Here is a 26,409-nt window from a genome sequence, read left to right as displayed (position 1 = left end):
AACCTGCGTTAAAAATTAACTTTCGGAGCTGCCTGAATTTCAGCGCTGTCGGCAAATTCTAGCAATGAAGCGTCTTTGCTGTGACCAAAAAAGCTCGCAAACATGACCGGTGGGAACGACTGCTTATAGGTATTGTAGGTCATGACTGCGTCGTTGAAGGCTTGGCGTGAAAACGCCACGCGGTTCTCGGTGCTGGTGAGCTCTTCGCTTACCTGCATCATGTTTTGATTACCCTTTAAGTCTGGATAGGCTTCCATAACCACATTTAAACGGCCTAGCGCGCTACCTAGAGCAGACTCAGCGCCGCCCAGCTGTTGCATGGCGCCGGCATTAGTTGGGTCTTGCGCGGCCGCTGGTAACGCTGCGGCAGCTTGATTACGTGCCGCAATAACAGCCTCAAGAGTTTCGCGCTCGTGTTTTAAGTAGGCTTTAGCGGTTTCTACTAAGTTGGGAATGAGGTCATAGCGACGTTTTAGCTGAACCTCAATTTGCGCAAAAGCATTCTGAAATTGATTCCGTAAACGAACCAGTTTGTTGTAAATACTGATCAAGTAAACAAGCAATACGGCAATAACAATGATAATAATCCAGCTAGTAGTCATCGCGTTTCTCCATGTGTGTTCTATTTATAGTGTGCTGACGGCCGGTATGGCGTATTCGATCTAGTTATTTAGTTGTTCAACATGCTATGCTTGCGCGTTATTAGCAAGCCAATCAATGTAAGCATTCATGACAGCACCAATCGCCAGTGGCAATTTATTTATATTGGCCGCGCCCAGTGGGGCCGGTAAATCCAGTTTAATCCGAGCTTTGCTTGAGCGCCATAGCAATGACAGCATGCAAGTGTCGGTTTCATGTACCACCCGTGCCCCGCGCCCAGGTGAAATTGATGGTGTGCATTATCACTTTTTAAGTGAAGCTGAATTTAAAGCAAAAATTGAAAACAATGAGTTTTATGAGTGGGCTCACGTGTTTGGTAATTACTATGGCACCTCACGCGTCTACATTGAGCAAACCCTTGCCCAGGGCATAGACGTATTTTTAGACATTGATTGGCAAGGCGCGCGGCAAGTACGCGAAGCGAACCCACAAACTCAGTCAATTTTTATTGTCCCGCCAAGCCTTGAGGCTTTAGAGCAACGTTTGCGTGCCCGCGGCCAAGACAGCGAAGAAGTCATTGCCAGCCGTATGGCTAAAGCGCAAGCCGAAATGTCGCATTATCATGAGTTTAACTACCTGCTGGTGAACGATAAATTTGAGCAAACCTTGGCTCAACTAGAGCATATTGTGTTTGCCCAGCGCCTTAAGGTAGGATTACAACAAGTGCGGCACGCCGCAAAAATCAAAGATCTCTTGGCGAATGACGGGTAAATCCGTATAATTCCTGACCCGTTTTGCACATAGTTGGAGTAAACATGGCTCGCGTAACCGTAGAAGATGCTGTTGATCGTATCGGCAACCGTTTTGATTTAGTGCTTGTTGCAGCACGTCGTGCTCGTCAATTGGCCACGCAAGGTAAAGATTCATTGGTGCCTTGGAAAAACAATGAAAAGGCAACCGTTGTCGCTTTACGCGAAATTGAAGGTGGTCACATTGATGCGAAGCGCCTTGACGCTGAAGAGCGTACTGAAATGGCGCAAAGAGACGCTGAAGAAATGGCGGCTGTTGACGCAATTCGTGGGCTTGAGTAAATCGGGTGTATTTGTTTGAAGGCCTTCGGCAACAGCTAGCTGAGTATTTGCCACCCGAACAGGTGGAGCGAGCTGCTGCGGCCTTCAAATTGGCCGCCGATGGCCACAAACATCAAAAGCGCCATAGCGGCGAACCTTATATTACCCACCCTGTCGCTGTCGCCGGCTTGCTGGCCGACATGCGCCTTGATCATGAAACCATCATGGCAGCCTTGCTGCATGATGTAATTGAAGACACCGAATACACCCAAGAAGATCTGGCTGAACAATTTGGCTCGACCGTAGCCGAGTTGGTGGAAGGCGTGTCTAAACTCGACAAACTGCAATTTAATTCCAAAGAAGAACTGCAAACTGAAAACTATCGCAAAATGATTATGGCGATGGTGCAGGATATTCGCGTTATTTTGATTAAATTGGCCGACCGCACGCATAACATGCGCACCATTAGTCACTTGCGGCCCGATAAAAAACGCCGCATTGCGCGTGAGACGCTCGAAATTTATGCACCCTTGGCGCACCGTTTAGGTATTCATGACATTAAAAACGAGCTGGAACTGCTTGGTTTTCATGCCTTGCACCCATGGCGCGCGAAGTTACTCGAGTCTGAGGTGAAGCGGGCGCGCGGCAACCGTCGCGAGTTGGTTGAGCGAGTGCAGCAAGAAATTGAAAAACGTTTGCACGAAGTTGGCATTAAAGCTCGAGTAATTGGGCGTGAAAAGCACTTGTACAGTATTTACCAAAAAATGAAGCACAAAGAATTGCGCTTCGAACAGGTGATGGATATTTACGCGTTTCGGGTGATTGTTGATGAACTAGACACCTGCTACCGGGTACTTGGTGCGCTGCATAATTTGTACAAGCCAATTGAAACCCGCTTCAAAGACTATATTGCAATTCCGAAATCAAACGGTTATCAGTCGTTGCATACCTCGCTGAAAGGCCCACACGGTATACCGGTTGAAGTGCAAATTCGTACCGAAGAAATGAACCTAATGGCTGACCGTGGGGTTGCGGCGCATTGGCTGTATAAAGCCGATGACAATTCCGGCACCACCGCGCAAGTGCGCGCCCGCCGTTGGATGCAAAGCCTACTAGAACTGCAACAAAGTACCGGCAATGCCTTTGAGTTCATTGAAAATGTGAAGTCAGAACTGTTCCCAGAAGAAATTTATGTGTTCACGCCAGAAGGGCGCATTATTGAGTTGCCACAAGGCGCAACGCCGGTTGATTTTGCCTACGCGGTGCACACGGACATTGGTAACACCTGTATTGGCGCGCGGGTCAATCACCGCGTGTCGTCGTTGTCGAAGCCATTAGAAACTGGGCAAACCGTTGAAATTAAAACCGCACCGGGTTCACGCCCCAATATTGCTTGGTTGAATTTTGCGGTAACCGGTAAAGCACGTGCGAAAATACGCCAGTACTTAAAGGGCCAAGAAACACGCGAAGCGGAACATTTAGGCGAGCGTTTATTGCGCGCGGCACTTGGGCCAATTAATTACGACGATATACCACCAGCCGACTTTAAGCGCGTGCTTAAAGAAGTCAAAGTAGAAGACGTGCCCACGTTACTACGAGAAATTGGCTTAGGTAACTTAATGTCGGTAGCTATTGCGAAACGGTTATTAGGTGAGCTTGCACAAATTAAAGATGAGCAAGCCGTTAACGCGCCGAAAACCACGCTAGCCATTCGAGGTGCCGAAGGCTTGTTGGTGAGCTTTGCCAAGTGTTGTCGGCCAATTCCTGGCGATGACATTATTGCCCACGTTAGCCCTGGTAAGGGCCTAGTGGTGCACCGCAAAGAGTGCAAAAACGTACGTGGTTACGAAGACGAACCAGGTCGTTATTTCCCCGTGCAATGGGAAACCAACACCGATGCAGAGTTTACCACCGAAGTGCGAGTGGAAATTGAAAACCACCAAGGCGCTTTGGCGAAATTAACGGCCTCAATTTCTTCAACTGGGTGTAATATTCATGGTCTGAAAACCGAAGAGATTGACGCCAGTATTTATTACATTGATATCGCACTGAGTGTGCGTGACAGGAAACAACTCGCCGATGTTATTCGTCACATTCGCAAAATGCCGAATGTGCAACGCGTTTGGCGACTAAGGAAGTAATATTTAGGAATTCATTATGTCAAAAGTCATTATTAGCACTGAAAAAGCCCCAGCCGCTATTGGCACCTATTCACAAGCGGTAAAAATTGGCACCACGGTTTATTTGTCGGGCCAAATTCCGTTAGTACCAGAAACTATGGAATTTGTTAGTGAAGAGTTTCGTGCGCAGGCGGTGCAAGTGTTTAAAAACTTAAGCGCGGTTTGTGAAGCTGCGGGTGGCGAATTGCAAGACATGATCAAAGTGCAGATTTATTTAACTGATTTAGGCAACTTTCCTGTTGTGAACGAAGTGATGGCGGAGTTTTTCCGTACGCCATACCCAGCGCGCGCCGCAATTGGCGTGAAAGCGTTGCCAAAGGGCGCGCAAATTGAAATTGATGGTGTTATGGAGCTGCCAAGCACCAACTAAGCTGTTGCTTCGCTGGTGCGGGCCTCTAAAGGCTTGCGCCAGATGATCATGGCAATGGCCACCCCTGCCAAAATAAAACAGTACCCAGTGTGAATACTGACATCTAGCGGCGATAAGCCGAAGCTAGCTCCCATAAGTAATGCTTGCGCTCCATAAGGCAGCGCACCTTGCACCACACAAGCAAAAATATCTAGCAAGCTCGCGCTTTGACGCGGCGCTAAGTTACCGTCTTCAGCCAGTTGTTTACTCACTTCGCCAGAGAGCAAAATGGTTACCGTGTTGTTCGCTACGGCAAAGTTAGTTAAGCCGGTTAGAGCCGCCACACCAAATGCGGCACGCTGTTGCTTGTGCTTAAATAAACGCTTGGTTGCTCCAGCCACTGTGTTGGCCAAGAAGGCCAAGCCGCCTTGCTGGCGAATAAGCGCCGACAAGCCGCCAATAAGTAACGACAGCAAGAAAATTTCTTGCATACTGGTAAAGCCTTCGTAGATGTCTTTGCTAAATGCTACCCACTCATAACCAACGGTAAACATGCCAAAGGCTGCGGCTAAAATAATACCCAGCGTAAGCACCGCGAATACGTTCAAGCCCAAAACAGCCAACACAATAATGAAAAAATACGGCAGGCTTAACCATAAGTTAGCTTCAGGAATTTTAGGTGGTACAGCGCCGGTATTGTAAGTAAATAGCCAAATTAACGTTATCGCCGCAGCTGGCAAGGCAATTTTCAAGTTGGCTTTGAATTTGTCGCTCATTTCACAACCTTGTGTGCGGGTCGCGGCAATGGTGGTATCGGAAATAAATGACAAGTTATCACCAAACATGGCGCCACTCACCAGTACCCCAGCCAGTAGGGCAAGATCGATTTCTGCCGCTTGGCCTAAACCCAATGCCACTGGGGCTAATGCCGCCAAGGTGCCCATTGATGTACCCATGGCAGTTGATACCACTGCGGCAATGATAAATAAGCCAGGTAGCAAAAATTGCGGCGGAATGACATTCAAGCCTAAAGCGACCATGGCATCAACGCCGCCCGTTGCCGCGGCAACTGTCGAGAACGCCCCAGCCAGCAAGTAAATCATGCACATGGTGACAATATTGCGCTCGCCAACGCCGGCTACAAAGGTATCAATACGTTCTTCAAAAGCCTGCTTGCTTAACAGCACACCCAAAATAATGGCCGGTAATATAGCCACAGGGCTGGCAAGCTGATAAAACGCGTAATCGACCCCGGCTAGCTGAAAGTAGATCCCGGTTCCGAGAAACAGCGTAAGAAATAAACCAAGCGGCAGAAGCGCCTTGGCACTGGCTGATTGAGTCATAAAATTCCTTGCTAGTTATATTTAGACGTCCAGAAGTTTATATGTCTTATGTTGACGTTGCAAGCGCCGCGCAGAACGCTTACTTTAAATAAAGCCCTTAACTCAAGTTGTACACAGAAGCACAAAGGATGTCTATGAGCCCGGATGATCTGCATTTACAGTTACGTAATCTTCGCACCGACGATTACCCGCAATTAAAAGCCTTGATGGACAAGGTTTACCCCGATATTGGCGGGGCTTGGGGCGAGCACACCATTCAAAAATTAATTAAAGAATTTCCAGAGGGCCAAATTTGTTTAGAAGACAATGGCCAGTTGGTTGGCGTGGCGCTGACGGTGAAAGTGAAATACGCCCGCTTTAGTAACCCGCATACCTATGACGACTTAATGGATGCCCGCGAGAATATATTAAATGACCGCAAAGGCGATGCCATTTACGGGTTAGATGTATTGATTCACCCAGACTACCGCGGCTTTCGCTTAGGCCGACGTTTGTACGATGCTCGCAAAGAGCTATGCCGCCAGTCTAATTTGAAGGCTATTTTAGCCGGTGGGCGTATTGTGAACTTTCACAAATACGCCGACGAAATGACCCCCGGCCAATATATTGAAGCGGTACACCGCCGTGAAATATATGACCCTATTCTGACCTTTCAGTTAGCTAACGACTTCACCGTGAAGCGTTTGCTTGGTAAATACCTACCCGAAGACAAGCGTTCGGTCGGCTTTGCTACCTTGCTTGAGTGGGATAACTTTTTGTATGAGCCTTCAGATAACATTCTTGGCTCGCGCATTCGTAACGTACGTATTGGTGCTGTGCAATGGCAAATGCGCGAAATTGACTCAGTAGAAGAAATGCTGCGCCAAGTGGAGTACTTTGTCGACGCCATGTCGAACTATCAAAGCGACTTTGCAGTATTCCCTGAGTTTTTCAATGCGCCATTAATGGGCCTCACCGACCAAAGCCAACAAAAAGACGCGATTCGCTTTTTGGCCGGCTTTACTGAGCGCTTTAAGCGCGAAATGTCACAAATGGCGGTTAGCTACAACATCAATATTATTACCGGTTCTATGCCACTGAACGAAGACGATGTGATTTATAACGTGTCGTACTTGTGTCGTCGCGACGGTACCATAGAAGAGCAGCGTAAAATTCATGTCACCCCGCACGAAAAGCGCGATTGGGTTATTGAAGGTGGCGACCACGTACAGGTGTTTGACACCGACGCGGGCAAAGTGGGTATTTTGATTTGTTATGACGTCGAGTTTCCAGAGCTGGGCCGCCTTATGGCCGACGAAGGCCTCGAGATCTTGTTCGTACCGTTTTGGACCGACACGCGCAACGCCTATTTGCGCGTCCGCCACTGTGCTCAAGCCCGTGCGGTTGAAAACGAATGTTATGTGGTCACCTGTGGCAGTGTGGGTAACTTACCGCAAGTGGAAAGCTTAGATGTGCAATATGCGCAGTCAGCGGTGTTTTCTCCGTCGGACTTTGCCTTCCCCTATGATGCAATTTTGGCCGAAACCACGCCAAATACCGAACAACTTATTTTCTCCGATCTAAACTTGGACGAGCTACGTTATTTACATCATGAAGGCTCGGTAACGAACCTAAAAGACCGTCGTACCGATATTTATGAAGTGACGCGTAAGTGGTAACCAATAAATAAAAATACAGAACAACAAGGATTCATTATGCCGGTAAAACTACTTAAACCAACCGAAGAGGCGTACCAATATCCGCTGTTAATTAAACAATTGCTGTTGTCTAGCCAGCGCTACGCCGGCGATAACGAAATTGTTGGCGGTAACAACGGCAAACGTTATAGCTACCAAGAGTTTAATGAGCGAGTTTGCCGGCTTGCTAACGTGCTCACCGAAGCGGGCGTGAAAGCTGGTGACGTGGTTGCCGTGCTTGATTGGGACACCCCGCGTTATTTGGAATGTTTTTTCGCCATACCCATGATTGGCGCGGTACTACACACTGTGAACGTGCGCTTGGCGCCTGAGCAAATTGTTTACACCATGAACCATGCCGAAGACAAATTGGTATTGGCTCATGATGATTTTCTGCCGTTATTAGCCCAGGTTAAACATGAGCTAGTTACCGTAGAAAAATATATGCAATTAAGCGATAGTGACACCCCAGCAGAAGCGCCGTTAAAAACTATGGGCGAATATGAATCGTTGTTAAAAGGCGCGCTGCCAGAGTTTGATTTCCCTGATTTTGATGAAAACGCGATTGCCACCACCTTCTACACCACCGGCACCACGGGCAACCCAAAAGGCGTGTACTTCTCACACCGCCAATTAGTGCTACACACCATGACACTGGCCGCGACCACGTCAATGAATGACAACATGCAGCTAATGCAAGCCTCCAGTGTGTACATGCCCATTACGCCAATGTTCCACGTGCATGCATGGGGGGTGCCTTATGTGGCCACCATGATGGGCTTAAAACAGGTGTACCCAGGTCGTTACGAGCCAGCAACCTTGTTGAAGTTGTTTATGACCGAGAAAGTGACCTTCTCGCACTGCGTACCAACGATATTGCAAATGGTGCTCAGTAGCGAAAAAGCCAAAGCCATTGATTTTAGTGGTTGGCAGGTGCTTATTGGCGGTAGCGCTTTAACGGCAGGCCTTGCCAGCGCAGCGCTTGAACGCGGCATTCAAATTTACACCGGCTACGGTATGTCGGAAACTTGTCCGCTGCTAAGCACCACCTGGATGCCGTTAAACGCTGATGAATTCGCGCACGACCAACAAGTGGCCGAACGCATTAAAACCGGCCGCCCAGTGCCATTCGTGAACATGCGTATTATCGACAGCAATGGCCGTTTCTTACCGCATGACGGTGAAGCCATGGGCGAAGTAGTGGTACGCACACCATGGCTAACGCAGGGCTACTTAAACGAGCCTGAGAAAAGCGAAGAGTTATGGGCTAACGGTTGGATGCACACCGGTGACGTTGGTACCATTGATAGCACCTATACCCTGCAAATTCGCGACCGCATTAAAGACGTTATTAAAACGGGCGGCGAGTGGGTGTCGTCACTCGACATTGAAAACTTAATCAGCAAACACCCTGACATTGAACTTGCTGCCGTTATTGGCCTGCCTGACGACGAGTGGGGCGAGCGCCCGCACGCCATCGTTACCGCCCGCGCTGGCGCTTCGGTGGACCGCGACGCCGTGGTTGCGCACATGCAGCAGTATATTGACAAAGGCCTTATCGAAAAGTGGTACTTGCCAGACACCGTGAAAGTTGTGGATGAAATTCCACGCACCAGCGTTGGTAAAATTGATAAGAAAGTGATTCGGGAAATGCTAAAGCCCAATTAATGGGCTTTAGCGTAATCAAATACCCAATTCACATAAAGCTCGGTGCCGGTTTTTAAGGCATCTTCGTCGGCATAAAAGTACGGCGAATGGTTGCTTGGCGCTTCGGCTGGGTTTTGCCCTTCAGGGGTAATACCTAAGAACACAAACAAGCCGGGTACTTCAAGCGCGTAAAATGAAAAGTCTTCAGCACCGGTGACGAGCGCGTTTACTTTCACATTGTCGGCACCTGCTACGCGCTGCATGGTGGGGAGCATTTGGCGCGTTAGCTCGGGGTTGTTAATGGTTACTGGGTAGCCTTCGTCAATGTGCACGTGGGCTTCCGCGCCGCTAGCTTTGGCGGTCATTTCTGCGGTGGTTTTTAGGTTCTCAAAAATTTGTGCGCGGTTGCCCATGTCGAAATTACGAATGGTGCCTTCCAAGTACACTTCATCGGGAATAATGTTGTTGCGCACGCCGCCTTCAACAATACCGAAGCTCACCACAGCGGGCGCTTTGGTAATATCTACTTGGCGCGAGACAATGCTTTGCGTGTTGCTAATAATTTGGCCTGCGGCCACAATTGGGTCAACTCCGCCCCACGGGCGAGAGCCGTGAGTTTGGCGGCCTTTGACATTAATTTCAAAGCGATCAGACGAGGCCATGAGCGGGCCTTCGCGGTAACCAATTTGCCCAGTATTGCCTGCCGACCACACGTGAATACCGAATACCGCTTTTGGTTGGTATTGTTTGAACAAGCCTTCTTTGAGCATGAGTTCAGCACCGCCTTCTTCGCCAGCTGGCGCGCCTTCTTCGGCGGGTTGGAAAATAAATACCACGTTGCCGGCCAGTTGATCACGCATGGCAGTTAGCTGCTCCGCTGCGCCCATAAGCATAGCCACATGCAAATCGTGCCCGCAGGCATGCATGACGCCAACTTCTTTGCCGCGGTACTCTGAAACGGCTTTCGAGGCAAAGGGCACATCGGTAAGTTCGGTTACCGGCAGGGCATCCATATCAGCGCGCAAGGCAATGGTGGGGCCGGGTTTAGCGCCTTTAAGTAAGCCCACTACACCGGTATGTGCAACGCCGGTTTGTACTTCTAAGCCAAGCGCTTCAAGGTGCTCGGCAACAACTTTTGCGGTACGAAATTCACGATTACTTAGCTCGGGGTGTTGGTGTAAGTCGCGGCGCCATTCAATAACTTTCTGTTCTAGCTCGGCGTTAATTCGAACGGTTGATTCGGCCTGCGCAGCACCAGTGGTTAAACTAGTTGCAGCGAGAAGGGCCAAACTGACTAAAGAATATTTCATGGCGATTACCTTTTTGCGTGAATAGATAAACAACGTAACGACTGTTGCCTGAGTATGCCGTTTTTTTTCGCCATTTGCCAAGCTAGACCAAGGTCGTTAGTTGTTATTTCGGGTCGGAAGGTAAATCGGCGAAGTGTTCATATGTTGGCCAAGGCACCGTGATATCAAACGGCTCATTGGCGTATTCAAACTGTAGTTTCCATGCATGCAAATGCAAGTGCTCAGCACTTTCGCCGCCGTAGCGGGTGTCGCCACAAATAGGTACGCCAATGCTTTTCAAAGCAACCCGTAGCTGGTGGGTGCGCCCTGTGGTCGGTTTGAGCACATAGTAACGATAGCCCGGTTTTAATGAAGAACTAGTAAAGCGCGTTTGCGCTGGGTTTTCTTGGCTGTGCAGCAAGCGCCAGTTGCCGCGTCGAACTTTTTGCATGTCTCCGCTAATAAGTCCTTGTTTTTTCTTCGGCTTACCGGCACAAATGGCAAGGTATGTTTTGTGAATAGTACGGTGCGCAAATAAGCTACTTAACGTAGCCGCTGCTTGCTGATTGCGGCCAATAAGCAAAGCGCCCGAGGTTGGTGTGTCTAGCCGATGTATTGGCCACAGAGGTTCATGAAACTGTTCACTAAGTTGCTGCACCACACCCAGCTCGTTATCATTCGCGTGCATGGGCGCCCCGGCCGGTTTATTCAGCACATAAAAATCGGGGTGGCTAAACACTATGGATAACTCTCGCATGCCGTTATACTTGCCTTAAGTGATAGATATTAAATTGGAATAGTACATGTCGCCGGAACGCTTCGCACGTATCTCTAAACTTCTGGACCAGCGCCAGAGCGATCTTACGTTGTGTTTAGAGAGTGTCCACAAAAATCATAACCTTGCTGCTTTGGTGCGCACCGCCGATGCGGTGGGTATTCACGATGTGCATGCCATTTGGTATGAGCGCCATTTTCGTCTCACCCGTGGCGCCGCCGTAGGCAGTGAAAAATGGGTGAAAGTACATCATCACGATGGCTTAACCCCGTGCATTGAGCAGTTGCGTCGCGAAGGTAAGCAGATTTTGGTGACGAACTTATCTGACCAAGCCGTTGATTTTCGCGCCATTGATTACACCAAACCAACTGCAATCATCATGGGCCAAGAGCGTCGTGGGGTTACTCCTGAAGCCATTGCCGCTGCTGATCACGAAATTATTATTCCCATGGTAGGTATGGCCGAGTCGTTGAATGTTTCGGTTGCGGCGGCGGTCATTTTGTATGAAGCGCAACGCCAGCGCGATGCGGCGGGAATGTATCAACAACCGACCTTAAGCGCGCAAGAACGTGAACGCGTGTTGTTTGAAGGTGGACACCCCATTTTCGCGCGCTTGTGCCGGTTAAACAACATTCCGTACCCCAGCTTAGATAGCGATGGGCAAATTGCTGCTGATGACACTTGGTGGCAGCAAATTCGGAGTGCCAAAAGATGACAACGGACGGCCTTCATCGCATTCCGCTTAGCGCCCTAAAAGGTGTTGGGCCAAAGCTACAAACCAAGCTTGAAGAAAAGCTCGGTTTGGCGAATGTGCAAGATGTATTGCTGCACCTGCCCCTGCGTTATGAAGACCGTTCGCGTATTTACCCTATCGCCGCGTTGCAACCGGGCACTAGTGCCACCGTAATTGCCGAGGTGCTGAAAGCCGAAGTGGCCTATGGTCGGCGGCGCATGCTCAAAGTACGGGTGCGTGATGCCAGCGGCGTGCTTAATCTTGTTTTCTTTCAATTTTCTGCAGCGCAGCTCAAGCAATTTGCGCAAGGTACACGGCTGCAATTATTTGGTGAAGCACGTCGTGGGCTAAGCGGCCCAGACATGATTCACCCCGAATACAAAATTATTGAGGGCGAGGCGCCGGTGTTAGGCGAACAGGCGCTCACCCCAGTTTACCCAGCCACTGAAGGCGTACAGCAAGCTCTACTTAGAAAGCTCAGTGAGCAAGCGCTTACCTACTTGAATGAGCAAGCGTTGCCAGAACTCTTACCCACTGAGTTGCAGCCGGGGGGAATTAGTCTTGCGCAAGCTATTCGTACCTTGCACCGGCCGCCGCTTGATGTCAGTTTGCAGCAGCTGATGGAAGGTACGCACCTAGCACAAACGCGCTTAGCCGCAGAAGAGCTGCTGGCGCATCAACTCAGCTTGTTGAAGTTACGTGCATTGAAGCAGGCCCACCAAGCGCGTGCGTTAACCGTGAACAATGAATTGCAGCAAGAGTTTTTAGCGCAGTTGCCATTTCAGCCTACGGGCGCGCAGCAGCGGGTGGTGGCTGAAATTCAGCATGACCTTGCGCAATCTATGCCTATGATGCGCTTGGTACAAGGTGACGTCGGCTCAGGAAAGACATTAGTAGCAGCCCTTTCGGCGCTCACAGCCATCGGGCAGGGGTACCAAGTTGCGCTGATGGCCCCCACCGAAATTTTGGCCGAACAGCACGCCTTAACCTTTCGTCAATGGCTCGAGCCGCTAGGTATTCAGGTGGGGTGGTTAGCAGGCAAACAAAAAGCCAAAGAGCGGGCGGAGAATTTAGCGGCCATAGCTGCCGGGCAAGTGCAGCTGGTGGTTGGCACGCACGCGTTGTTTCAGGCCGAAGTGACTTATAAAAACTTAGTTTTAGTGATCATTGATGAACAGCATCGTTTTGGTGTGCACCAGCGCTTAGAATTGCGGCAGAAAGGCATTGACCAAGGCTTTCAGCCGCACCAGTTGATTATGACGGCCACGCCAATTCCACGAACCTTGGCGATGACCGCTTATGCCGACTTAGCTACGTCGATTATTGACGAATTACCGCCTGGGCGAACGCCGGTAACCACGGTGGCGATTCCAGATACGCGCCGTGATCAGGTCATTGAGCGGGTTCATGAAGTGTGCACCAAACAGGGTTTGCAAGCGTATTGGGTGTGTACTTTGATTGAAGAGTCAGAAGCACTGCAGTGCCAAGCGGCAGAAGACACCGCCACACAGTTACAAGAGGCTCTGCCGAATTTACGCATTGGCTTGGTGCATGGGCGTTTGAAAAGCCAAGAAAAAGAAGCGGTGATGAGCGCCTTCAAAGCGCACCAACTTGATTTGTTGGTGGCAACCACGGTTATAGAGGTGGGTGTTGACGTACCTAATGCTAGCCTGATGATTATTGAAAACCCCGAGCGTTTGGGTTTAGCGCAATTGCACCAGTTGCGAGGTCGGGTTGGTCGCGGTGCTGCAGCAAGCCATTGTGTGTTGTTGTACCATTCGCCGCTGTCGAAAACGGCCACGCAACGCTTGGCGGTATTGCGCGACAGCAGTGACGGGTTTGTCATTGCACAGCGCGATTTGGAGCTGCGCGGGCCGGGTGAGTTACTTGGCCAAAAACAAACCGGATTAACAGAAATGAAAGTGGCTGATTTAGTGAAACACGCCCACCTTGTTGACCAAGTACAGCATATGGCACAGGTATTGTGGCAGCGTTATCCGCAAACTACGGACGCACTCATACAACGTTGGCTGCCGCGGCGAGACCACTACGCCCAAGCATGATTTCGTAGTACACTAGCGCGCACATGCGCAAAAAGGCTTAACCATGAAAGATAACAACCAAGACACCATTGATTTTGGCTACAAGCAGGTTGCTAAAAACGAAAAGCAAAACCTCGTTGCCAATGTTTTTAACTCAGTGGCGCAAAAATACGACGTCATGAATGACTTAATGTCATTTGGCATTCACCGTTTGTGGAAGCGTTATACCATTGACAGCAGTGGTGTACGTACGGGCATGAAGGTGCTCGACATTGCCGGCGGTACCGGTGACTTAACCGCGCAGTTTTCGAAACGTGTGGGCCCAACTGGCGAAGTGGTATTGGCGGATATAAACGACGCCATGCTGGAAGTTGGTCGCGACAAATTGCGTAATCGTGGCATTGTTGGCAACGTGCGCTATGTGCAGGCGAACGCCGAAGAGCTGCCGTTTGCCGATGATAGCTTTGACATTATTACCATTGCGTTTGGCTTACGTAATGTTACTGATAAGCAAAAAGCACTTGAGTCGATGTTTCGTGTTCTTAAGCCAGGCGGACGCTTATTAGTCTTGGAGTTCTCAAAACCAGTGCAGCCGTTGCTCAACCAAGCGTATGATTTTTACTCGTTTAATGTCTTGCCCAAAATGGGCCAGATGGTTGCCGGTGATGCCGAGAGTTACCAGTATTTGGCCGAGTCCATTCGCATGCACCCAGACCAAGAAACGCTCAAAGGCATGATGGAACACGCGGGTTATGATCAAGTGACTTATACCAACTTAACTGGCGGTATTGTGGCGCTGCATCGCGGGTTCAAATTCTAATGTTGTTTACCGTGTTACCGACAGCCGCTGCAGAGGCGCTTGCAAACCAACTACTGAGCCTAGATGAGGCTTCGCCTGCACGCCTGCACAAGCTGGCAGATAAGCGTTTGCGTGTTACCTTAAGCGAGCTGGGTAAACCCTTTACCTTGCAGGTTTGCTCGCAACAGCTGATTTTTAGTTGGGTGGATAACGAGCCTGTCGATTGCCATATTTTGACGCGTTTAGCGGTACTACCTGAGTTGCGCGACACCGCCAACATTACTCGGCTTATTAAAGCCGATGCCCTAGATATTGAAGGTGACCCAATGCTGGCGCAGCAATTTGCACAGCTATTTGTGGCGTTAGACATTGACTGGCAAGAACAACTGGCGCGGCGTATTGGCGATGTACCGGCGCATTTTCTCAGTCAAGCGTTTAAGCGCAGCCAGCGTTGGCTAGAGCAGGCTATGGCAGACCAGAAAGCTTGGGTTCGCGATGTTCTAGTGGAAGAAAAACAGTTATTGGTTAGCCAAGCTGAGTTCACTGGCTTTAGCGAAGCGTTGCAGCAATTGCGCGCCACCGTTGATCGGCTGGAGCGTAACTTGGCAGCGGCAAACAAAAGGAAAAATTCGTGAGTACTCGGTTACAGCGCGCTTATCAAATTACTCGCACGTTTTTGAGTTACGGGCTTGATGAAATTATTCCGGCGCGCTGGTTGCCTTGGAGCCTTCGGGTGGGTCGCTACGTGCTGTTTTGGATGCCAAATAAGCACAAAGATAAGCCGGCAGGAGCGCGTTTACGGCTTGCATTAGAAAGTCTTGGGCCCGTGTGGGTGAAGTTTGGCCAAATGCTGTCTACGCGGCGAGACTTGTTACCGCCTGATATTGCCAACGAGCTTGCAGTGCTGCAAGACAAGGTTAAGGCCTTTCCCGGCGAACAAGCGCAGCAGCTTATTGAAAAAGCACTCGAGTTAGTGAGCATCGACGAAGCGTTTGACGACTTTGCGGTGCAGCCGTTAGCTTCAGCCTCTATAGCGCAAGTGCACACAGCACGACTTAAGCATGGTGACGATGCCGGCAAAGATGTCGTGATTAAAGTTATTCGCCCAGACATTCGCACCTCGATAGATGCTGACTTGCGTTTAATGGAAACCTTGGCCAGCGTATTGGCTCGCCACTTGCCTGATGGCCGCCGATTAAAGCCAAAAGAAGTTGTTAAAGAATACCGCAAAACCTTACTGGATGAGCTAGACCTGCTGCGTGAAGCTGGCAATGCGATTCAACTCAAGCGTAACTTTGACAATTCGCCGTTACTTTATATTCCGACCGTTTACAGTGATTTCAGTCGTCACAACGTTATGGTTATGGAGCGTATTGACGGTATTCCTGTTAGCGACGTTGATACTTTAATGGCACTTGGCGTCAATATGAAAAAGCTTGCAGAACGCGGAGTTGAAGTGTTTTTCACCCAAGTATTTCGCGATAGTTTTTTCCATGCAGATATGCACCCAGGTAATATCTTTGTGTCGCGTGAAAACCCAGATGATCCGCAGTATTTAGGGATTGATTTTGGTATTGTTGGAACCTTAAACCGCGAAGACAAGCGGTACCTCGCTGAAAACTTTTTAGCATTTTTTAATCGTGACTATCGCAAAGTTGCCGAGCTTCATGTTGATTCGGGTTGGGTACCATCGCACATTAACGTGGAAGATTTTGAGTCAGCTATTCGCACCGTTTGTGAGCCAATTTTTAATAAGCCGCTAGCAGATATTTCATTTGGGCATGTATTGGTTAATTTGTTTAATACCGCCCGTCGTTTTGAAATGGAAGTGCAACCGCAGTTGGTGCTTTTACAAAAAACCTTGTTGTATGTTGAAGGGTTAGGCCGAACCTTATACCCACAGCTTGATTTGTGGCAAACCGCGAAGCCTTTCTTAGAGCGCTGGATGAAAGAGCAACTAGGTTGGCGCGCAGTGGTGCGTGCGGTGAAAGAAAACGCGCCGTACTGGGCAGAAAAATTGCCCGAAATGCCCACCTTGCTTTATGATTATTTACAACAACAGCGGCCGCATGCGAACGCTCAACAGACGCTGTTAACACAATTGCGAGAAACGCAACTGCGACAAACACGGGCACTGTGGTGGGCTGTATTAACAAGCGGGCTATTGATTAGTACGACGTTACTATGGATTAGCCAGCAGCCTTTATGGGTGGTGGCAGGCAGCGCTGTCTTAACAGTTGCTAGCGGACTATTTGCATGGCGTCGTAGCCATTAATTTTATGAGGAACGATTATGGGTATTAGCCCTTGGCAATTATTAATTGTATTGGTCATTATTGTGTTGATATTTGGCACCAAGCGCCTGCGTAATATTGGTTCTGATTTAGGCTCGGCAGTGAAGGGCTTCAAAAAGTCGGTTGGCGATGACGAGCAAGAACAGAAGCAGCTTGATTCCTCACAGCAAAACAAAACCAACGACAGCGCTGAAAAAAAGCCAGAAGATAAATAAGCAGTATGTTTGATATTGGCTTTTGGGAGCTGTTAGTGATTGCTGTTTTGGGGCTCATTGTATTGGGCCCTGAGCGCTTGCCAGGGGCCTTGCGCTCAATGCAGCGGGGCTTTACCAAAGTGCGTGAGTTTTCCAGTAATGTGCAAGCAGAGTTAAAGCATGAGCTACGCATTAAAGAATTACATGAGCATTTGAAAAAAGCCGAGCAACTAAACATGGACGAACTTCCGCCAGACTTGCAGCGCTCGGTTGCAGAATTACGCTCAGCTGCGGCACAAGTACAAAGGCCATATGCCAAGCCTGAAAGTCAACCGCAAGCGAGTTCTAAAGCCGCTGCCGACGCACCGGCCAAACATCACAAGTCTAGCGACAACACTGGTATTGACAACAATGGTACTGACAGCAATGGCTAGTCAGTCTCCGCTTATTGATCACCTGCTTGAACTGCGACGTCGATTACTGCACGCAGTGATAGCTGTGGGGGTAGTGTTTGCTATTGCTGCCACTTTTGCAGACGAGTTATATCAGTGGCTAGCAGCGCCCATGATCGCCAGCTTGCCGCAAGGTACAACGATGATCGCTACCGACGTGGCGACGCCGTTTTTTACACCCTTTAAACTTGCTTTTGTGGTTTCAATTGCCTTCGCCATTCCCTATTTACTGTGGCAACTTTGGGCGTTTATTGCTCCTGGCTTGTATAAAAAAGAAAAGCGTTTAATTATTCCGTTGCTGGTAAGTAGCACCTTACTGTTTTTTTCGGGGGTAGCTTTTGCCTATTTGGTGGTGTTACCACTGGCTCTTAACTTTTTAGCTGCAGCCGCGCCAGAAGGGGTCACGGTAGCCACAGACATTGCCAGCTACTTAGATTTTGTACTGACTATTTTCATGGCGTTTGGTATTGCATTCGAAACGCCAGTGGCAATTATTTTGCTCTGTTGGAGCGGCACCACCAGCGTTGAGTCATTGCGTCGCAAGCGTCCATATATTATCGTCATAGCCTTTATTGTGGGTATGTTATTAACGCCACCGGACGTGATTTCACAAACGTTATTAGCAATTCCGATGTGGCTTTTATTTGAACTTGGCTTAGTTATTGCGGGTCTATATCAGCCGAAACCCGAAACAGAACAGGAACAGTAATCAATGAAGCAGTTTATGGTATTAGCCGGTGTAGTAGCGGCATTAACGTGGTCGTTTTCAACCCAGGCGCAAGACCTGTCGAGTGAGTTAGCCGCTTGTGCCAGTATCAAGAACCCATTAGAGCGTTTAGTGTGTTTTGATGATATAGCTGCCGGCAAATCAGCTACCTCAGTAGGTGCAAACCCAGATGCAGCTAAAGGTGCAGCGAAAGCAGCCGGCAAAGGTTTGGGAAATGCCCGTGCCGTTGGTAAAAAAGAAGCCGAGTCAGAGTTTGGTAGTGAGCATCTAGCTCGTAATAGCGAAGGTGATGACGGCGACGAAGACAAAATCTACATTACTATTGTCAGCCATAGCGAGAATGGGCTTGGTAAAATTCGTTTCGAAACGAGCAATGGTCAAGTTTGGCAGCAAGTATCGGCTGAGCGCTTTGCAATTGATACCTCAGGTAAATATTATCTTGAGCGTGGATTAATGTCGTCTTATTACCTAGGCCGAGAAGGTCAAAATCGTCGAACTCAGGTAAAACGAATTAAGTAATGCGCTGGTTCGATAGCGGCGTTAACTTAACCAACGGCAAGCTCCTTAGGGACGTTGACGCCGTGCTGCGGCGAGCGGGCGAAGCTGGGGTTGAGAAAATGCTTGTTATCGGCACCAATATAGCCGAAAGCCGAGCCGCGCTTGAGTTATGTGAGCAGTACCCACAGCAACTGCTCGCTACCGTTGGTATTCACCCTCATGATGCGGCCGATGCCCCGGCCGATTTCATCGAACAACTAACACTGTTAGCGCAACACCCCAGTGTGGTGGCTATTGGCGAGTGCGGTTTAGACTTTAATCGCAATTACTCGCCGCAACCAATACAACTCAGAGTTTTTGAAGCGCAGCTGCAACTTGCGGCACAACTTAGCCTGCCGGTATATCTGCATGAACGTGACGCACAACAAGAACAGTGCGAATTACTCGCGCGTTATCAGTCAACGATACCCAAAATGCTCGCTCATTGTTTTACCGGCGGGAAAAAAGAGCTTGCACCTTACCTCGAACTTGGTTGTTATATAGGCATAACTGGATGGTTGTGTGATGAGCGTCGAGGTCATGATTTACAGCGTGCGGTAGTTGATATTCCGCTAGAACGCTTACTCTTAGAAACCGATGCGCCATTTTTAGCACCACGCCATGTACGACCAAGAATAAAACAGAACGAGCCATGCTACTTGCCGGCTATTGGTGGGTTTTTGGCGCAGCTACGACATCAGGAAGTCAGCCAAATTGCTGCCCAAACTTGGCAAAACAGCGTTAGCTTTTTTGCAAAATAGGGATGCTATGAAATCAAAAGTTTTCCACCAGTTGCTGTTTGTACTGGTGGTTTGGATGCTCGGGGCAGCGCTTCCCGAGGCCCAAGCAGAACCGATAAAACCGACAATTTACTATCAAGCAGAGTCTGCGAATACTACTTTGACGCAGCTTATTGATTCGCCGGTGCAACAGTGGCGAACCATTCCTGAGGGTGAAGCAGTTTCGTTTGGCTATACACCGCAAGCATATTGGTTTCGCATGCACATTGAAGCCAGCGACGCCGATCGAATGTTGTACTTGGGCTATCCGCTGCTAGATAGTATCGATGCGTATTTTGTGCGCAACGGGCAGGTTATTCATAAGATTTCCTTGGGAGATCAACAGCCGTTCGCTGAACGCCCGGTCCACAATAAAAACTTTGTCGTGCCCGTACCTACCCATGCAGCTCATGACGTCTACATTCGTGTGCGCACGGAAAGCTCTTTACGGTTTCCACTGGAACTGTGGGAGCCGCTGGATTTTATGGAAGCCAACCAATATCAAGTTGCCGCCACGGGACTGTATTTCGGGCTACTGTTGTGTATGGCGATATACAACTTATTTAACTTTTTGGTGATGCGTGAAATTAGCTTTTTAAATTATTCAGCCTATACGCTATCTATTGGCTTACTTATGGCAGGGCTAGATGGCGTTGGTTATCAATATTTGTGGCCTAATTGGGTTTGGCTGCAAGACCGCATAGTCACCATGATTGGCAGTATAATGATCATGTTCGCCACTTTGGTGACCATGGGCATACTGCAAACCAAAATTCACAGTGTGACTATTCATAAGTGGCTGCGACGTTTCATGGTCGTTTACGGTTTAACCTTTGTGCTAAGCATTTTTCTACCTTACGGCACACTCATTCCATTTGTGCTGATTTTGGCGGTTGTGAGCAGTACGTTCTTGCTTGGCAGTGGTATTGTCTTATGGCGTCGCGGGTTAATCTATGCGCGCATTTATACACTAGCCCTAAGTGCTCTACTCGGCGCGATTTGTATTAACGCCTTGGGCTATTTAGGCCTGTTTGAGTCGGTGTTTGTGCAGCGTTACGCAATTATGGCAGCTTCGGCATTTCAAGTGTTGTTATTGTCGTGGGCATTAGCCATACGCTTTAACGACGGTCGCAAAGAACAGTTAGCTCTTAAAGAACAAATCAACCATCAACTGGAAGATATGGTATCGCAACGTACTCTGGAGCTAGAACGAGTCATGGTGCGTTTGCAAAAAGCCAATCAAGAGCTTGAGCAACGCAGCAATGAAGATGGCCTGACCGGTTTATATAATCGACGCTTCTTGAACCAGGAGTTTAAACGCGAATTTCGTCGTTGCCGCAGAAATAGCTCGCATTTAACCTTGATGATGCTGGATATTGACCATTTCAAAGCGTTAAACGATAGCTTTGGTCATTTGTTGGGTGATCAAATTCTGATTGACCTCGCCCACTTGTTAAAGCGCAATTTGCGTCGCGCTAGCGATACCCTGTACCGCTACGGCGGTGAGGAATTCACCTTGTTATTGCCAGATACCGACGAAGTCGGAGCCCGCGATCTTGCGGTTAAGTTGGCTCATGCGGTTAGAGAACACGCTTTTGATACCGATCATGGGCCTATGCACATTACCGTCAGTATTGGTGTTGCGGTGGGGGCGCCTGGAGTCTATGATCAGCCGACACAATTATTGGCGGCCGCCGACGAAGCCCTGTATCGCGCTAAAGGAGCCGGGCGTGATCAAATTCGTGTTATTGCTGAGCGCGAGCGAGCGTCATCTAACCTAACTAGCTAGTGAAGGACAATATATGCAGCATGTCAGTCATTTTCCGTTTCGTCGCATGCGTCGGTTACGTCGTCATGATTTTAGTCGTCGCATGGTCGCTGAAAACCAATTAAGTGCCGCTGACTTTATTTATCCAGTGTTTGTTATTCCGGGCGAGCAGCAGCGTCAACAAGTAGCATCCATGCCTGGTGTTGAGCGTTTATCCATAGACTTGTTAGTTGAGGAGTGTCAGGAAATTGCCGCCTTAGGTATTCCCGCTGTGGCCTTGTTTCCGGTAACGCCAGCTGAAGATAAATCACTTACCGCTGAAGCAGCGTGGGACGACAATGGATTAGCACAACGTGCGGTGCGCGCCATTAAGGCTGCGGTTCCAGAGCTTGGTGTGATTACCGATGTTGCTCTTGATCCTTTCACAACCCATGGCCAAGACGGCATTATAGATAACGACGGTTATGTGCAAAATGACATCACTACCGAGGCGCTCGTGCGTCAAGCATTGTCACATGCGCGGGCTGGTGCGGATGTGGTCGCGCCTTCAGACATGATGGACGGTCGTATTGGCGCTATTCGCGAGGCGCTTGAAGAAAACGGCTTTATTCATGTGCAAATTATGGCTTATTCAGCTAAGTATGCGTCGGCTTTCTATGGGCCATTCCGTGACGCGGTGGGTTCCGCCGGAAATCTCAAAGGCGGCAATAAGAAGACCTACCAAATGGACCCCGCCAATAGTGATGAAGCTCTGCACGAAGTAGCTTTAGACATTGAAGAGGGTGCAGACATGGTCATGGTTAAACCTGGTATGCCGTACTTAGATATTGTACGCCGCGTAAAAGAACAGTTTAAAGTACCAACCTTTGCGTATCAGGTGAGTGGTGAGTACGCCATGATGCAAGCCGCTATTGCCAATGGCTGGCTAAACCATGATGTTATTCTGGAGTCGTTATTAGGGTTTAAACGCGCTGGTGCGGACGGTATTTTAACTTACTTTGCGAAGTACGCTGCGCAGCAGCTTAAAAATCAATAAACTAGCTTGTGAACGGGCTATTCGGTTGCGTTAACATGCGTATCAGTAGCCCTTCGCGTAACGCTCCTTTGGCGATATCAACTTTAGCAATAGTTAGCGACTCAAATAACGCAATGAGAATACATAAACCGCCAACAAACACTGGTTGGCGGTCACCACGTATACCCAGTTCACCTAAGTTCTTAACGTCACCTAAACCGATAACCTCTGACAACACCTCGTGCAACCAACTTAAGGTGATCGGTTGCTTTGGTCGCTTACGCATGTCGTAAAGTGTGCGAAATGTTCCCGAAGCGCCGCAAACATGCTGCCATTGTGCAGCTAAAAAGCGTTTGCGATGAGGTTCAAGAGTGGCTTTCGCGGCAGCAATTGCAGCCGCGCATTTAGCTTCAGAAATATGCTGTTCTGGGAAGAAGCGGTTTTGCCAAGTCACACAACCCATATCTAGGCTAACCAAATGATCGGGCTGACAACCTCGGCCGACAATGATTTCAGTACTCGCCCCACCAATGTCTAGCACTAATACGTGTTGCTGCGTGCGCAACAGATGCTGCGTTGCGCCTTGGTAAATTAATTCGGCTTCAGTTTCGCCGCTGATAACTTGAATGTTATAACCTAGCGCGTGTTCGAGACGGGTTAACATGGCATGGCTGTTGGCAGCTTTACGCAGCGTTGCTGTCGCCACACAAAGCACCCGTTCACGAGGGATATCTTGCAGTAAGGTGGCGAATTGGTTAAGACAGTCCAGGCCACGTTGTATGGCTTCTTCACTGACAACTAGTTGTTTATCAAAGCCGTCTGCCAATCGTACTTTTTGCCGATGGCGGGCCAAAATGCGGTAATGTCCGTCACGCTTTACCGTGGCAATAATCAAATGAAAGCTGTTTGAGCCTAAATCGATTGCGGCAAAGCGTGCGTCCTGCATCGTCGTTAGTTACCTTGTGGGTTTGCGGTTACCACCGCTGCGGCGTTGCTGATTACCACCACGACGGCCACCGCGCGGTCGGCGTTGACTAGAACGTGGAGTTTTCAAGTCGCTTAACAGGGCGGTAGGGTCATATTTAGTTACCGGAATGCTATGCCCAATATACTCTTCAATAGCTGGTAAATTATACACGTACTCTTCGCACGCCAAATTCACTGCTTTACCGCTCGCGCCGGCACGACCCGTACGACCAATACGATGCACGTAGTCTTCAAAGTCGTCAGGCAAGTCATAGTTATACACGTGGCTAACTTCAGGAATATGCAAGCCACGCGCGGCGACGTCGGTAGCGACTAAGAAGTCTAATTCGCCTTCGCTAAACTGCTCTAGAATTTTTAAGCGCTTACGCTGCGGCACATCACCGGTTAATAAACCAACTCGGTGGCCGTCTGCGTCAAGCCATTGAAACAGTTTTTCGCACACGTGTTTGGTGTTGGCGAAAATAATGGCTTTTTCTGGCCAGTCTTCTTCAATGAGCGTCAGCAATAACTTAATTTTGTCTTGTTTTGACGGGTAGAACAGCTCTTCGGTAATGCGTTCACCGGTTTTGCGTAGTGGCTCAACTTCAACTTTCGTTGGTGAGTTCATGTGCTCATACGCAAGTTCTTGTACACGTTGCGACAAGGTGGCTGAAAACAGCAAGCTCTGGCGTTCTCCAGGGGGTGGCATCTTGTGGAACATGTAGCGAATATCTTTAATAAAGCCTAAATCGAACATGCGATCGGCTTCATCGAGCACGACCGTTTGGATTTTATCCAACTGATAGATACCCTGCTTGTAATAGTCAATCAAGCGACCGGTGGTGCCGATAAGAATATCGACGCCTTCTTCAAGTTGTTGGCGTTGAGAATCGTAACCCTCGCCCCCATAAACAACGCCAAGGCGCATATCGCAGTGAGCCGCGAGTTGCTCAGCATCGTTCGCAATTTGAATAGCAAGCTCACGCGTCGGCGCCATAATAATGGCACGCGGATAGCGTTTGTCACCGGTACGCGGGTTGTTGAGCAACGTCGTGAACGTGGCAATCAAAAACGCCAAGGTTTTACCAGTACCGGTTTGAGCCTGCCCAGCAACGTCTTTTCCGATTAAAGCAATCGGTAAGCTCAATGCTTGAATCGGTGTACAATATTCAAATCCAACACTTTGCAGTGCGGACAATACCTGCGGGTGCAGGTCGAGATCGGCGAAGCGTGTCTCTGTTAAGTGTGTTTTACTCATGGCGTAAGCATATCAGTTTGCGCTAACATTCAAAAACAGAAATAATAGGGTTTTATTATTTCACGCGAATTCAGCAGCGGAGATTATCATGAGTGACAAAATTGTTCAGCTAAGTGATGAAAGTTTTGAGAGCGATGTTCTTAATTCAGACAAGCCAGTTCTAGTAGACTTTTGGGCAGAGTGGTGTGGCCCTTGTAAAATGATTGCGCCAATCTTAGACGATATCGCAAACGAATTTGGCGACCGCATCACTGTTGGTAAACTGAACGTCGACCACAATAACCAAACCCCACCAAAGTACGGTATTCGTGGTATTCCAACTTTATTGTTGTTTAAAAACGGTGAAGTGGCAGGAACCAAAGTAGGTGCCTTGTCAAAAGCGCAACTGGCTGAGTTCATTGAACAAAACCTGTAACAGTCGGTAAGTTTCAGCGGGTTGTTGTGGCTTGATCGACAACAACCTTTGCTGTGCTTTTGCACAAATTACGCTGAAAAACTGGACGTTTTTCAATTTAAGTGTTACTTTTCTTGGCATAACTTTTCTTCAGGTTGCCAGCCTTCCGGCAGCCGTGCAGTCAAAACCCCGAGTCGTTTTTAACTAAATTACGTTTAACTATTTCCATTGGCCAAAAAGTCATAACCCCCCTATGAACCTAACAGAATTAAAAAATAAACCTGTAAACGAGCTGGTTCAGCTCGCAGAAACTATGGGCCTCGAGTCCATGGCGCGGATGCGCAAACAAGACATTATTTTCGCTATTTTGAAAGCGCACGCAAAAAGCGGCGAAGACATTTATGGCGATGGCGTGCTTGAAATCTTGCAAGATGGCTTCGGCTTCTTGCGTTCGGCGGACTCGTCCTACTTAGCAGGGCCCGATGATATTTACGTATCACCAAGCCAAATTCGCCGCTTCAACTTGCGCACCGGCGACACGGTATCTGGAAAAATTCGACCGCCGAAAGAAGGCGAACGCTATTTTGCCCTCCTGAAGATCCGCGAAGTTAACTTCGACAAGCCTGAAAACTCCCGTAATAAAATTCTTTTTGAAAACCTTACCCCACTGCATGCTGACGAACGTATGCGTATGGAGCGTGGTAACGGGTCAACAGAAGATATTACTGCGCGTGTGTTAGACCTTGCCTCACCCATTGGTAAAGGGCAGCGTGGTCTAATCGTGGCGCCACCTAAAGCGGGTAAAACTTTATTACTGCAAAACATTGCGCAGTCAATTGCGGCAAATCACCCTGAATGCGTGCTCATGGTATTGCTTATTGATGAGCGTCCAGAAGAAGTTACCGAAATGCATCGTCTGGTGAAAGGCGAAGTGGTGGCTTCAACGTTCGACGAACCAGCAAACCGTCACGTGCAAGTTGCTGAAATGGTTATTGAGAAGGCCAAGCGTTTGGTTGAGCACAAGAAAGACGTGGTTATTTTGCTCGACTCTATTACTCGTTTAGCGCGTGCTTACAACACAGTTATTCCCAGCTCAGGTAAAGTGTTAACGGGTGGTGTAGATGCGAACGCATTGCACAAACCGAAGCGCTTCTTTGGTGCGGCGCGGAATGTTGAAGAAGGTGGTAGTTTAACTATCATCGCAACGGCGCTAATTGACACTGGTTCGAAAATGGACGAAGTGATTTACGAAGAGTTTAAGGGCACCGGTAACATGGAACTGCACTTAAACCGCAAAATCGCTGAAAAACGCGTATTCCCCGCTATTGATTTTAATCGCTCGGGTACGCGCCGTGAGGAATTATTAACCTCACAAGAAGAGCTACAAAAAATGTGGATTCTACGCAAAATCGTTCACCCAATGGGCGAAACTGAAGCGATGGAATTCCTCATCGATAAATTACAAATGACCAAAACCAATGACGAATTCTTCGAGGCGATGAAACGCCAGAAGAGCTAACTAC

26 protein-coding genes are annotated in these 26,409 nt (G+C 48.8%); 20 read left to right on the top strand and 6 right to left on the bottom strand.

Annotation, left to right across the window (positions count from 1 at the left end):
• Window positions 1-8 precede the first annotated feature (8 nt).
• Window positions 9-602: a LemA family protein gene (locus tag ASC40_RS06405; protein WP_055438964.1), complete on the bottom strand. Its 594-nt coding sequence runs from the start codon at window positions 600-602 to the stop codon at window positions 9-11.
• Between the two features lie 127 nt (window positions 603-729).
• Between ASC40_RS06405 and gmk the strand changes: the two genes are divergently transcribed.
• From gmk to ASC40_RS06385, 4 genes are read left to right on the top strand one after another with little or no spacing between them, the layout of a single operon-like run.
• A complete protein-coding gene (gmk, locus tag ASC40_RS06400) occupies window positions 730-1,371 on the top strand; it encodes a guanylate kinase (protein ID WP_055438963.1) in 642 nt (213 codons plus the stop codon).
• Window positions 1,372-1,415: 44 nt separating this feature from the next.
• Window positions 1,416-1,691, top strand: a complete 276-nt coding sequence (gene rpoZ, locus ASC40_RS06395) for a DNA-directed RNA polymerase subunit omega (protein ID WP_055438962.1) — start codon at window positions 1,416-1,418, stop codon at window positions 1,689-1,691.
• A 5-nt stretch (window positions 1,692-1,696) separates the two neighbouring features.
• Window positions 1,697-3,811 carry a bifunctional GTP diphosphokinase/guanosine-3',5'-bis pyrophosphate 3'-pyrophosphohydrolase gene (gene spoT / locus ASC40_RS06390; RefSeq protein WP_055438961.1) on the top strand — a complete coding sequence of 705 codons (2,115 nt, stop codon included), beginning with the start codon at window positions 1,697-1,699 and terminating at the stop codon, window positions 3,809-3,811.
• Window positions 3,812-3,827: 16 nt separating this feature from the next.
• The gene (locus ASC40_RS06385; protein ID WP_055438960.1) at window positions 3,828-4,220 is read left to right on the top strand and encodes a RidA family protein; all 393 of its coding nucleotides are present in this window, start codon (window positions 3,828-3,830) and stop codon (window positions 4,218-4,220) included.
• Here the strand turns inward: ASC40_RS06385 and ASC40_RS06380 are convergent.
• The gene (locus ASC40_RS06380) at window positions 4,217-5,542 is read right to left on the bottom strand and encodes a Na+/H+ antiporter NhaC family protein (RefSeq protein WP_055438959.1); all 1,326 of its coding nucleotides are present in this window, start codon (window positions 5,540-5,542) and stop codon (window positions 4,217-4,219) included. The two genes, ASC40_RS06385 and ASC40_RS06380, sit on opposite strands and share 4 nt — an antisense overlap.
• A 134-nt stretch (window positions 5,543-5,676) precedes the next feature.
• Between ASC40_RS06380 and ASC40_RS06375 the strand changes: the two genes are divergently transcribed.
• Complete coding sequence (locus ASC40_RS06375) at window positions 5,677-7,200, top strand: carbon-nitrogen hydrolase family protein (RefSeq protein ID WP_055438958.1); 1,524 nt, start codon at window positions 5,677-5,679, stop codon at window positions 7,198-7,200.
• A 36-nt stretch (window positions 7,201-7,236) separates the two neighbouring features.
• Window positions 7,237-8,886, top strand: coding sequence for a fatty acid--CoA ligase (locus ASC40_RS06370; RefSeq protein ID WP_055438957.1), 1,650 nt, complete (start codon window positions 7,237-7,239; stop codon window positions 8,884-8,886).
• Here ASC40_RS06370 and ASC40_RS06365 read toward each other — a convergent pair.
• The gene (locus ASC40_RS06365) at window positions 8,883-10,175 is read right to left on the bottom strand and encodes a M20 family metallopeptidase (protein WP_055438956.1); all 1,293 of its coding nucleotides are present in this window, start codon (window positions 10,173-10,175) and stop codon (window positions 8,883-8,885) included. The two genes, ASC40_RS06370 and ASC40_RS06365, sit on opposite strands and share 4 nt — an antisense overlap.
• Window positions 10,176-10,278: 103 nt before the next feature.
• Window positions 10,279-10,911, bottom strand: coding sequence for a TIGR01621 family pseudouridine synthase (locus tag ASC40_RS06360; RefSeq protein ID WP_055438955.1), 633 nt, complete (start codon window positions 10,909-10,911; stop codon window positions 10,279-10,281).
• A gap of 46 nt (window positions 10,912-10,957) precedes the next feature.
• Between ASC40_RS06360 and trmH the strand changes: the two genes are divergently transcribed.
• Genes trmH through hemB form a run of 12 tightly spaced genes read left to right on the top strand, consistent with a single transcriptional unit; the run spans window position 10,958 to window position 22,289 of the window.
• Entirely contained in the window at window positions 10,958-11,644 is a 687-nt protein-coding gene (gene trmH / locus ASC40_RS06355; RefSeq protein WP_055438954.1) for a tRNA (guanosine(18)-2'-O)-methyltransferase TrmH, read from the top strand.
• Window positions 11,641-13,725, top strand: coding sequence for an ATP-dependent DNA helicase RecG (recG, locus tag ASC40_RS06350; protein ID WP_055438953.1), 2,085 nt, complete (start codon window positions 11,641-11,643; stop codon window positions 13,723-13,725). The genes trmH and recG overlap by 4 nt, the downstream gene beginning before the upstream one ends.
• A 43-nt stretch (window positions 13,726-13,768) precedes the next feature.
• Window positions 13,769-14,524, top strand: a complete 756-nt coding sequence (gene ubiE, locus ASC40_RS06345) for a bifunctional demethylmenaquinone methyltransferase/2-methoxy-6-polyprenyl-1,4-benzoquinol methylase UbiE (protein ID WP_055438952.1) — start codon at window positions 13,769-13,771, stop codon at window positions 14,522-14,524.
• Window positions 14,524-15,138 (top strand): ubiquinone biosynthesis accessory factor UbiJ, encoded by a 615-nt coding sequence (locus ASC40_RS06340; RefSeq protein ID WP_055438951.1) that lies wholly within the window; start codon window positions 14,524-14,526, stop codon window positions 15,136-15,138. Before ubiE ends, ASC40_RS06340 begins: the two co-directional genes overlap by 1 nt.
• A complete protein-coding gene (gene ubiB, locus ASC40_RS06335; RefSeq protein WP_055438950.1) occupies window positions 15,135-16,778 on the top strand; it encodes a ubiquinone biosynthesis regulatory protein kinase UbiB in 1,644 nt (547 codons plus the stop codon). The genes ASC40_RS06340 and ubiB overlap by 4 nt, the downstream gene beginning before the upstream one ends.
• A gap of 17 nt (window positions 16,779-16,795) precedes the next feature.
• Complete coding sequence (tatA, locus tag ASC40_RS06330; RefSeq protein WP_055438949.1) at window positions 16,796-17,011, top strand: Sec-independent protein translocase subunit TatA; 216 nt, start codon at window positions 16,796-16,798, stop codon at window positions 17,009-17,011.
• 5 nt (window positions 17,012-17,016) lie between these two features.
• Window positions 17,017-17,424: a Sec-independent protein translocase protein TatB gene (tatB, locus tag ASC40_RS06325; protein WP_055438948.1), complete on the top strand. Its 408-nt coding sequence runs from the start codon at window positions 17,017-17,019 to the stop codon at window positions 17,422-17,424.
• Entirely contained in the window at window positions 17,417-18,151 is a 735-nt protein-coding gene (tatC, locus tag ASC40_RS06320; RefSeq protein ID WP_055438947.1) for a twin-arginine translocase subunit TatC, read from the top strand. The genes tatB and tatC overlap by 8 nt, the downstream gene beginning before the upstream one ends.
• 3 nt (window positions 18,152-18,154) lie before the next feature.
• Window positions 18,155-18,688, top strand: coding sequence for a hypothetical protein (locus ASC40_RS06315; RefSeq protein ID WP_055438946.1), 534 nt, complete (start codon window positions 18,155-18,157; stop codon window positions 18,686-18,688).
• On the top strand, window positions 18,688-19,467 hold the full coding sequence (locus ASC40_RS06310; RefSeq protein WP_055438945.1) for a TatD family hydrolase: 780 nt from the start codon (window positions 18,688-18,690) through the stop codon (window positions 19,465-19,467). The genes ASC40_RS06315 and ASC40_RS06310 overlap by 1 nt, the downstream gene beginning before the upstream one ends.
• A gap of 7 nt (window positions 19,468-19,474) precedes the next feature.
• Window positions 19,475-21,274: a sensor domain-containing diguanylate cyclase gene (locus ASC40_RS06305; protein ID WP_055438944.1), complete on the top strand. Its 1,800-nt coding sequence runs from the start codon at window positions 19,475-19,477 to the stop codon at window positions 21,272-21,274.
• A 13-nt stretch (window positions 21,275-21,287) separates the two neighbouring features.
• Window positions 21,288-22,289: a porphobilinogen synthase gene (gene hemB, locus ASC40_RS06300; RefSeq protein WP_055438943.1), complete on the top strand. Its 1,002-nt coding sequence runs from the start codon at window positions 21,288-21,290 to the stop codon at window positions 22,287-22,289.
• Between the two features lies 1 nt (window position 22,290).
• Here hemB and ASC40_RS06295 read toward each other — a convergent pair whose 3' ends face one another.
• On the bottom strand, window positions 22,291-23,214 hold the full coding sequence (locus ASC40_RS06295) for a Ppx/GppA phosphatase family protein (RefSeq protein ID WP_055438942.1): 924 nt from the start codon (window positions 23,212-23,214) through the stop codon (window positions 22,291-22,293).
• Between the two features lie 9 nt (window positions 23,215-23,223).
• Window positions 23,224-24,492 carry an ATP-dependent RNA helicase RhlB gene (gene rhlB, locus ASC40_RS06290; protein WP_055438941.1) on the bottom strand — a complete coding sequence of 423 codons (1,269 nt, stop codon included), beginning with the start codon at window positions 24,490-24,492 and terminating at the stop codon, window positions 23,224-23,226.
• An 88-nt stretch (window positions 24,493-24,580) separates the two neighbouring features.
• Between rhlB and trxA the strand changes: the two genes are divergently transcribed.
• Entirely contained in the window at window positions 24,581-24,907 is a 327-nt protein-coding gene (gene trxA / locus ASC40_RS06285; RefSeq protein ID WP_055438940.1) for a thioredoxin TrxA, read from the top strand.
• 232 nt (window positions 24,908-25,139) lie between these two features.
• A complete protein-coding gene (rho, locus tag ASC40_RS06280) occupies window positions 25,140-26,405 on the top strand; it encodes a transcription termination factor Rho (protein WP_055438939.1) in 1,266 nt (421 codons plus the stop codon).
• Window positions 26,406-26,409 lie beyond the last annotated feature (4 nt).

This window comes from Pseudidiomarina woesei (genome assembly GCF_001418345.1).
Classification (GTDB): Bacteria; Pseudomonadota; Gammaproteobacteria; order Enterobacterales; family Alteromonadaceae; genus Pseudidiomarina; species Pseudidiomarina woesei.
This window is presented reverse-complemented; position numbering and strand designations above follow the sequence as displayed.

What these genes read in the sequence shown, in the direction of transcription:
- trmH (WP_055438954.1), top strand. Translation starts at nt 10,958, where the DNA reads ATGTCGCCGGAACGCTTCGCACGTATCTCTAAACTTCTGGACCAGCGC.
- ASC40_RS06340 (WP_055438951.1), top strand. Translation starts at nt 14,524, where the DNA reads ATGTTGTTTACCGTGTTACCGACAGCCGCTGCAGAGGCGCTTGCAAAC.
- ASC40_RS06375 (WP_055438958.1), top strand. Translation starts at nt 5,677, where the DNA reads ATGAGCCCGGATGATCTGCATTTACAGTTACGTAATCTTCGCACCGAC.
- rho (WP_055438939.1), top strand. Translation starts at nt 25,140, where the DNA reads ATGAACCTAACAGAATTAAAAAATAAACCTGTAAACGAGCTGGTTCAG.
- hemB (WP_055438943.1), top strand. Translation starts at nt 21,288, where the DNA reads ATGCAGCATGTCAGTCATTTTCCGTTTCGTCGCATGCGTCGGTTACGT.
- ubiE (WP_055438952.1), top strand. Translation starts at nt 13,769, where the DNA reads ATGAAAGATAACAACCAAGACACCATTGATTTTGGCTACAAGCAGGTT.
- ASC40_RS06370 (WP_055438957.1), top strand. Translation starts at nt 7,237, where the DNA reads ATGCCGGTAAAACTACTTAAACCAACCGAAGAGGCGTACCAATATCCG.
- ASC40_RS06360 (WP_055438955.1), bottom strand. Translation starts at nt 10,911, where the DNA reads ATGCGAGAGTTATCCATAGTGTTTAGCCACCCCGATTTTTATGTGCTG.
- tatA (WP_055438949.1), top strand. Translation starts at nt 16,796, where the DNA reads ATGGGTATTAGCCCTTGGCAATTATTAATTGTATTGGTCATTATTGTG.
- ASC40_RS06365 (WP_055438956.1), bottom strand. Translation starts at nt 10,175, where the DNA reads ATGAAATATTCTTTAGTCAGTTTGGCCCTTCTCGCTGCAACTAGTTTA.
- recG (WP_055438953.1), top strand. Translation starts at nt 11,641, where the DNA reads ATGACAACGGACGGCCTTCATCGCATTCCGCTTAGCGCCCTAAAAGGT.
- ASC40_RS06380 (WP_055438959.1), bottom strand. Translation starts at nt 5,542, where the DNA reads ATGACTCAATCAGCCAGTGCCAAGGCGCTTCTGCCGCTTGGTTTATTT.
- ASC40_RS06405 (WP_055438964.1), bottom strand. Translation starts at nt 602, where the DNA reads ATGACTACTAGCTGGATTATTATCATTGTTATTGCCGTATTGCTTGTT.
- ASC40_RS06310 (WP_055438945.1), top strand. Translation starts at nt 18,688, where the DNA reads ATGCGCTGGTTCGATAGCGGCGTTAACTTAACCAACGGCAAGCTCCTT.
- gmk (WP_055438963.1), top strand. Translation starts at nt 730, where the DNA reads ATGACAGCACCAATCGCCAGTGGCAATTTATTTATATTGGCCGCGCCC.
- trxA (WP_055438940.1), top strand. Translation starts at nt 24,581, where the DNA reads ATGAGTGACAAAATTGTTCAGCTAAGTGATGAAAGTTTTGAGAGCGAT.
- ASC40_RS06385 (WP_055438960.1), top strand. Translation starts at nt 3,828, where the DNA reads ATGTCAAAAGTCATTATTAGCACTGAAAAAGCCCCAGCCGCTATTGGC.
- tatC (WP_055438947.1), top strand. Translation starts at nt 17,417, where the DNA reads ATGGCTAGTCAGTCTCCGCTTATTGATCACCTGCTTGAACTGCGACGT.
- ASC40_RS06295 (WP_055438942.1), bottom strand. Translation starts at nt 23,214, where the DNA reads ATGCAGGACGCACGCTTTGCCGCAATCGATTTAGGCTCAAACAGCTTT.
- rhlB (WP_055438941.1), bottom strand. Translation starts at nt 24,492, where the DNA reads ATGAGTAAAACACACTTAACAGAGACACGCTTCGCCGATCTCGACCTG.
- tatB (WP_055438948.1), top strand. Translation starts at nt 17,017, where the DNA reads ATGTTTGATATTGGCTTTTGGGAGCTGTTAGTGATTGCTGTTTTGGGG.
- ASC40_RS06315 (WP_055438946.1), top strand. Translation starts at nt 18,155, where the DNA reads ATGAAGCAGTTTATGGTATTAGCCGGTGTAGTAGCGGCATTAACGTGG.
- rpoZ (WP_055438962.1), top strand. Translation starts at nt 1,416, where the DNA reads ATGGCTCGCGTAACCGTAGAAGATGCTGTTGATCGTATCGGCAACCGT.
- ASC40_RS06305 (WP_055438944.1), top strand. Translation starts at nt 19,475, where the DNA reads ATGAAATCAAAAGTTTTCCACCAGTTGCTGTTTGTACTGGTGGTTTGG.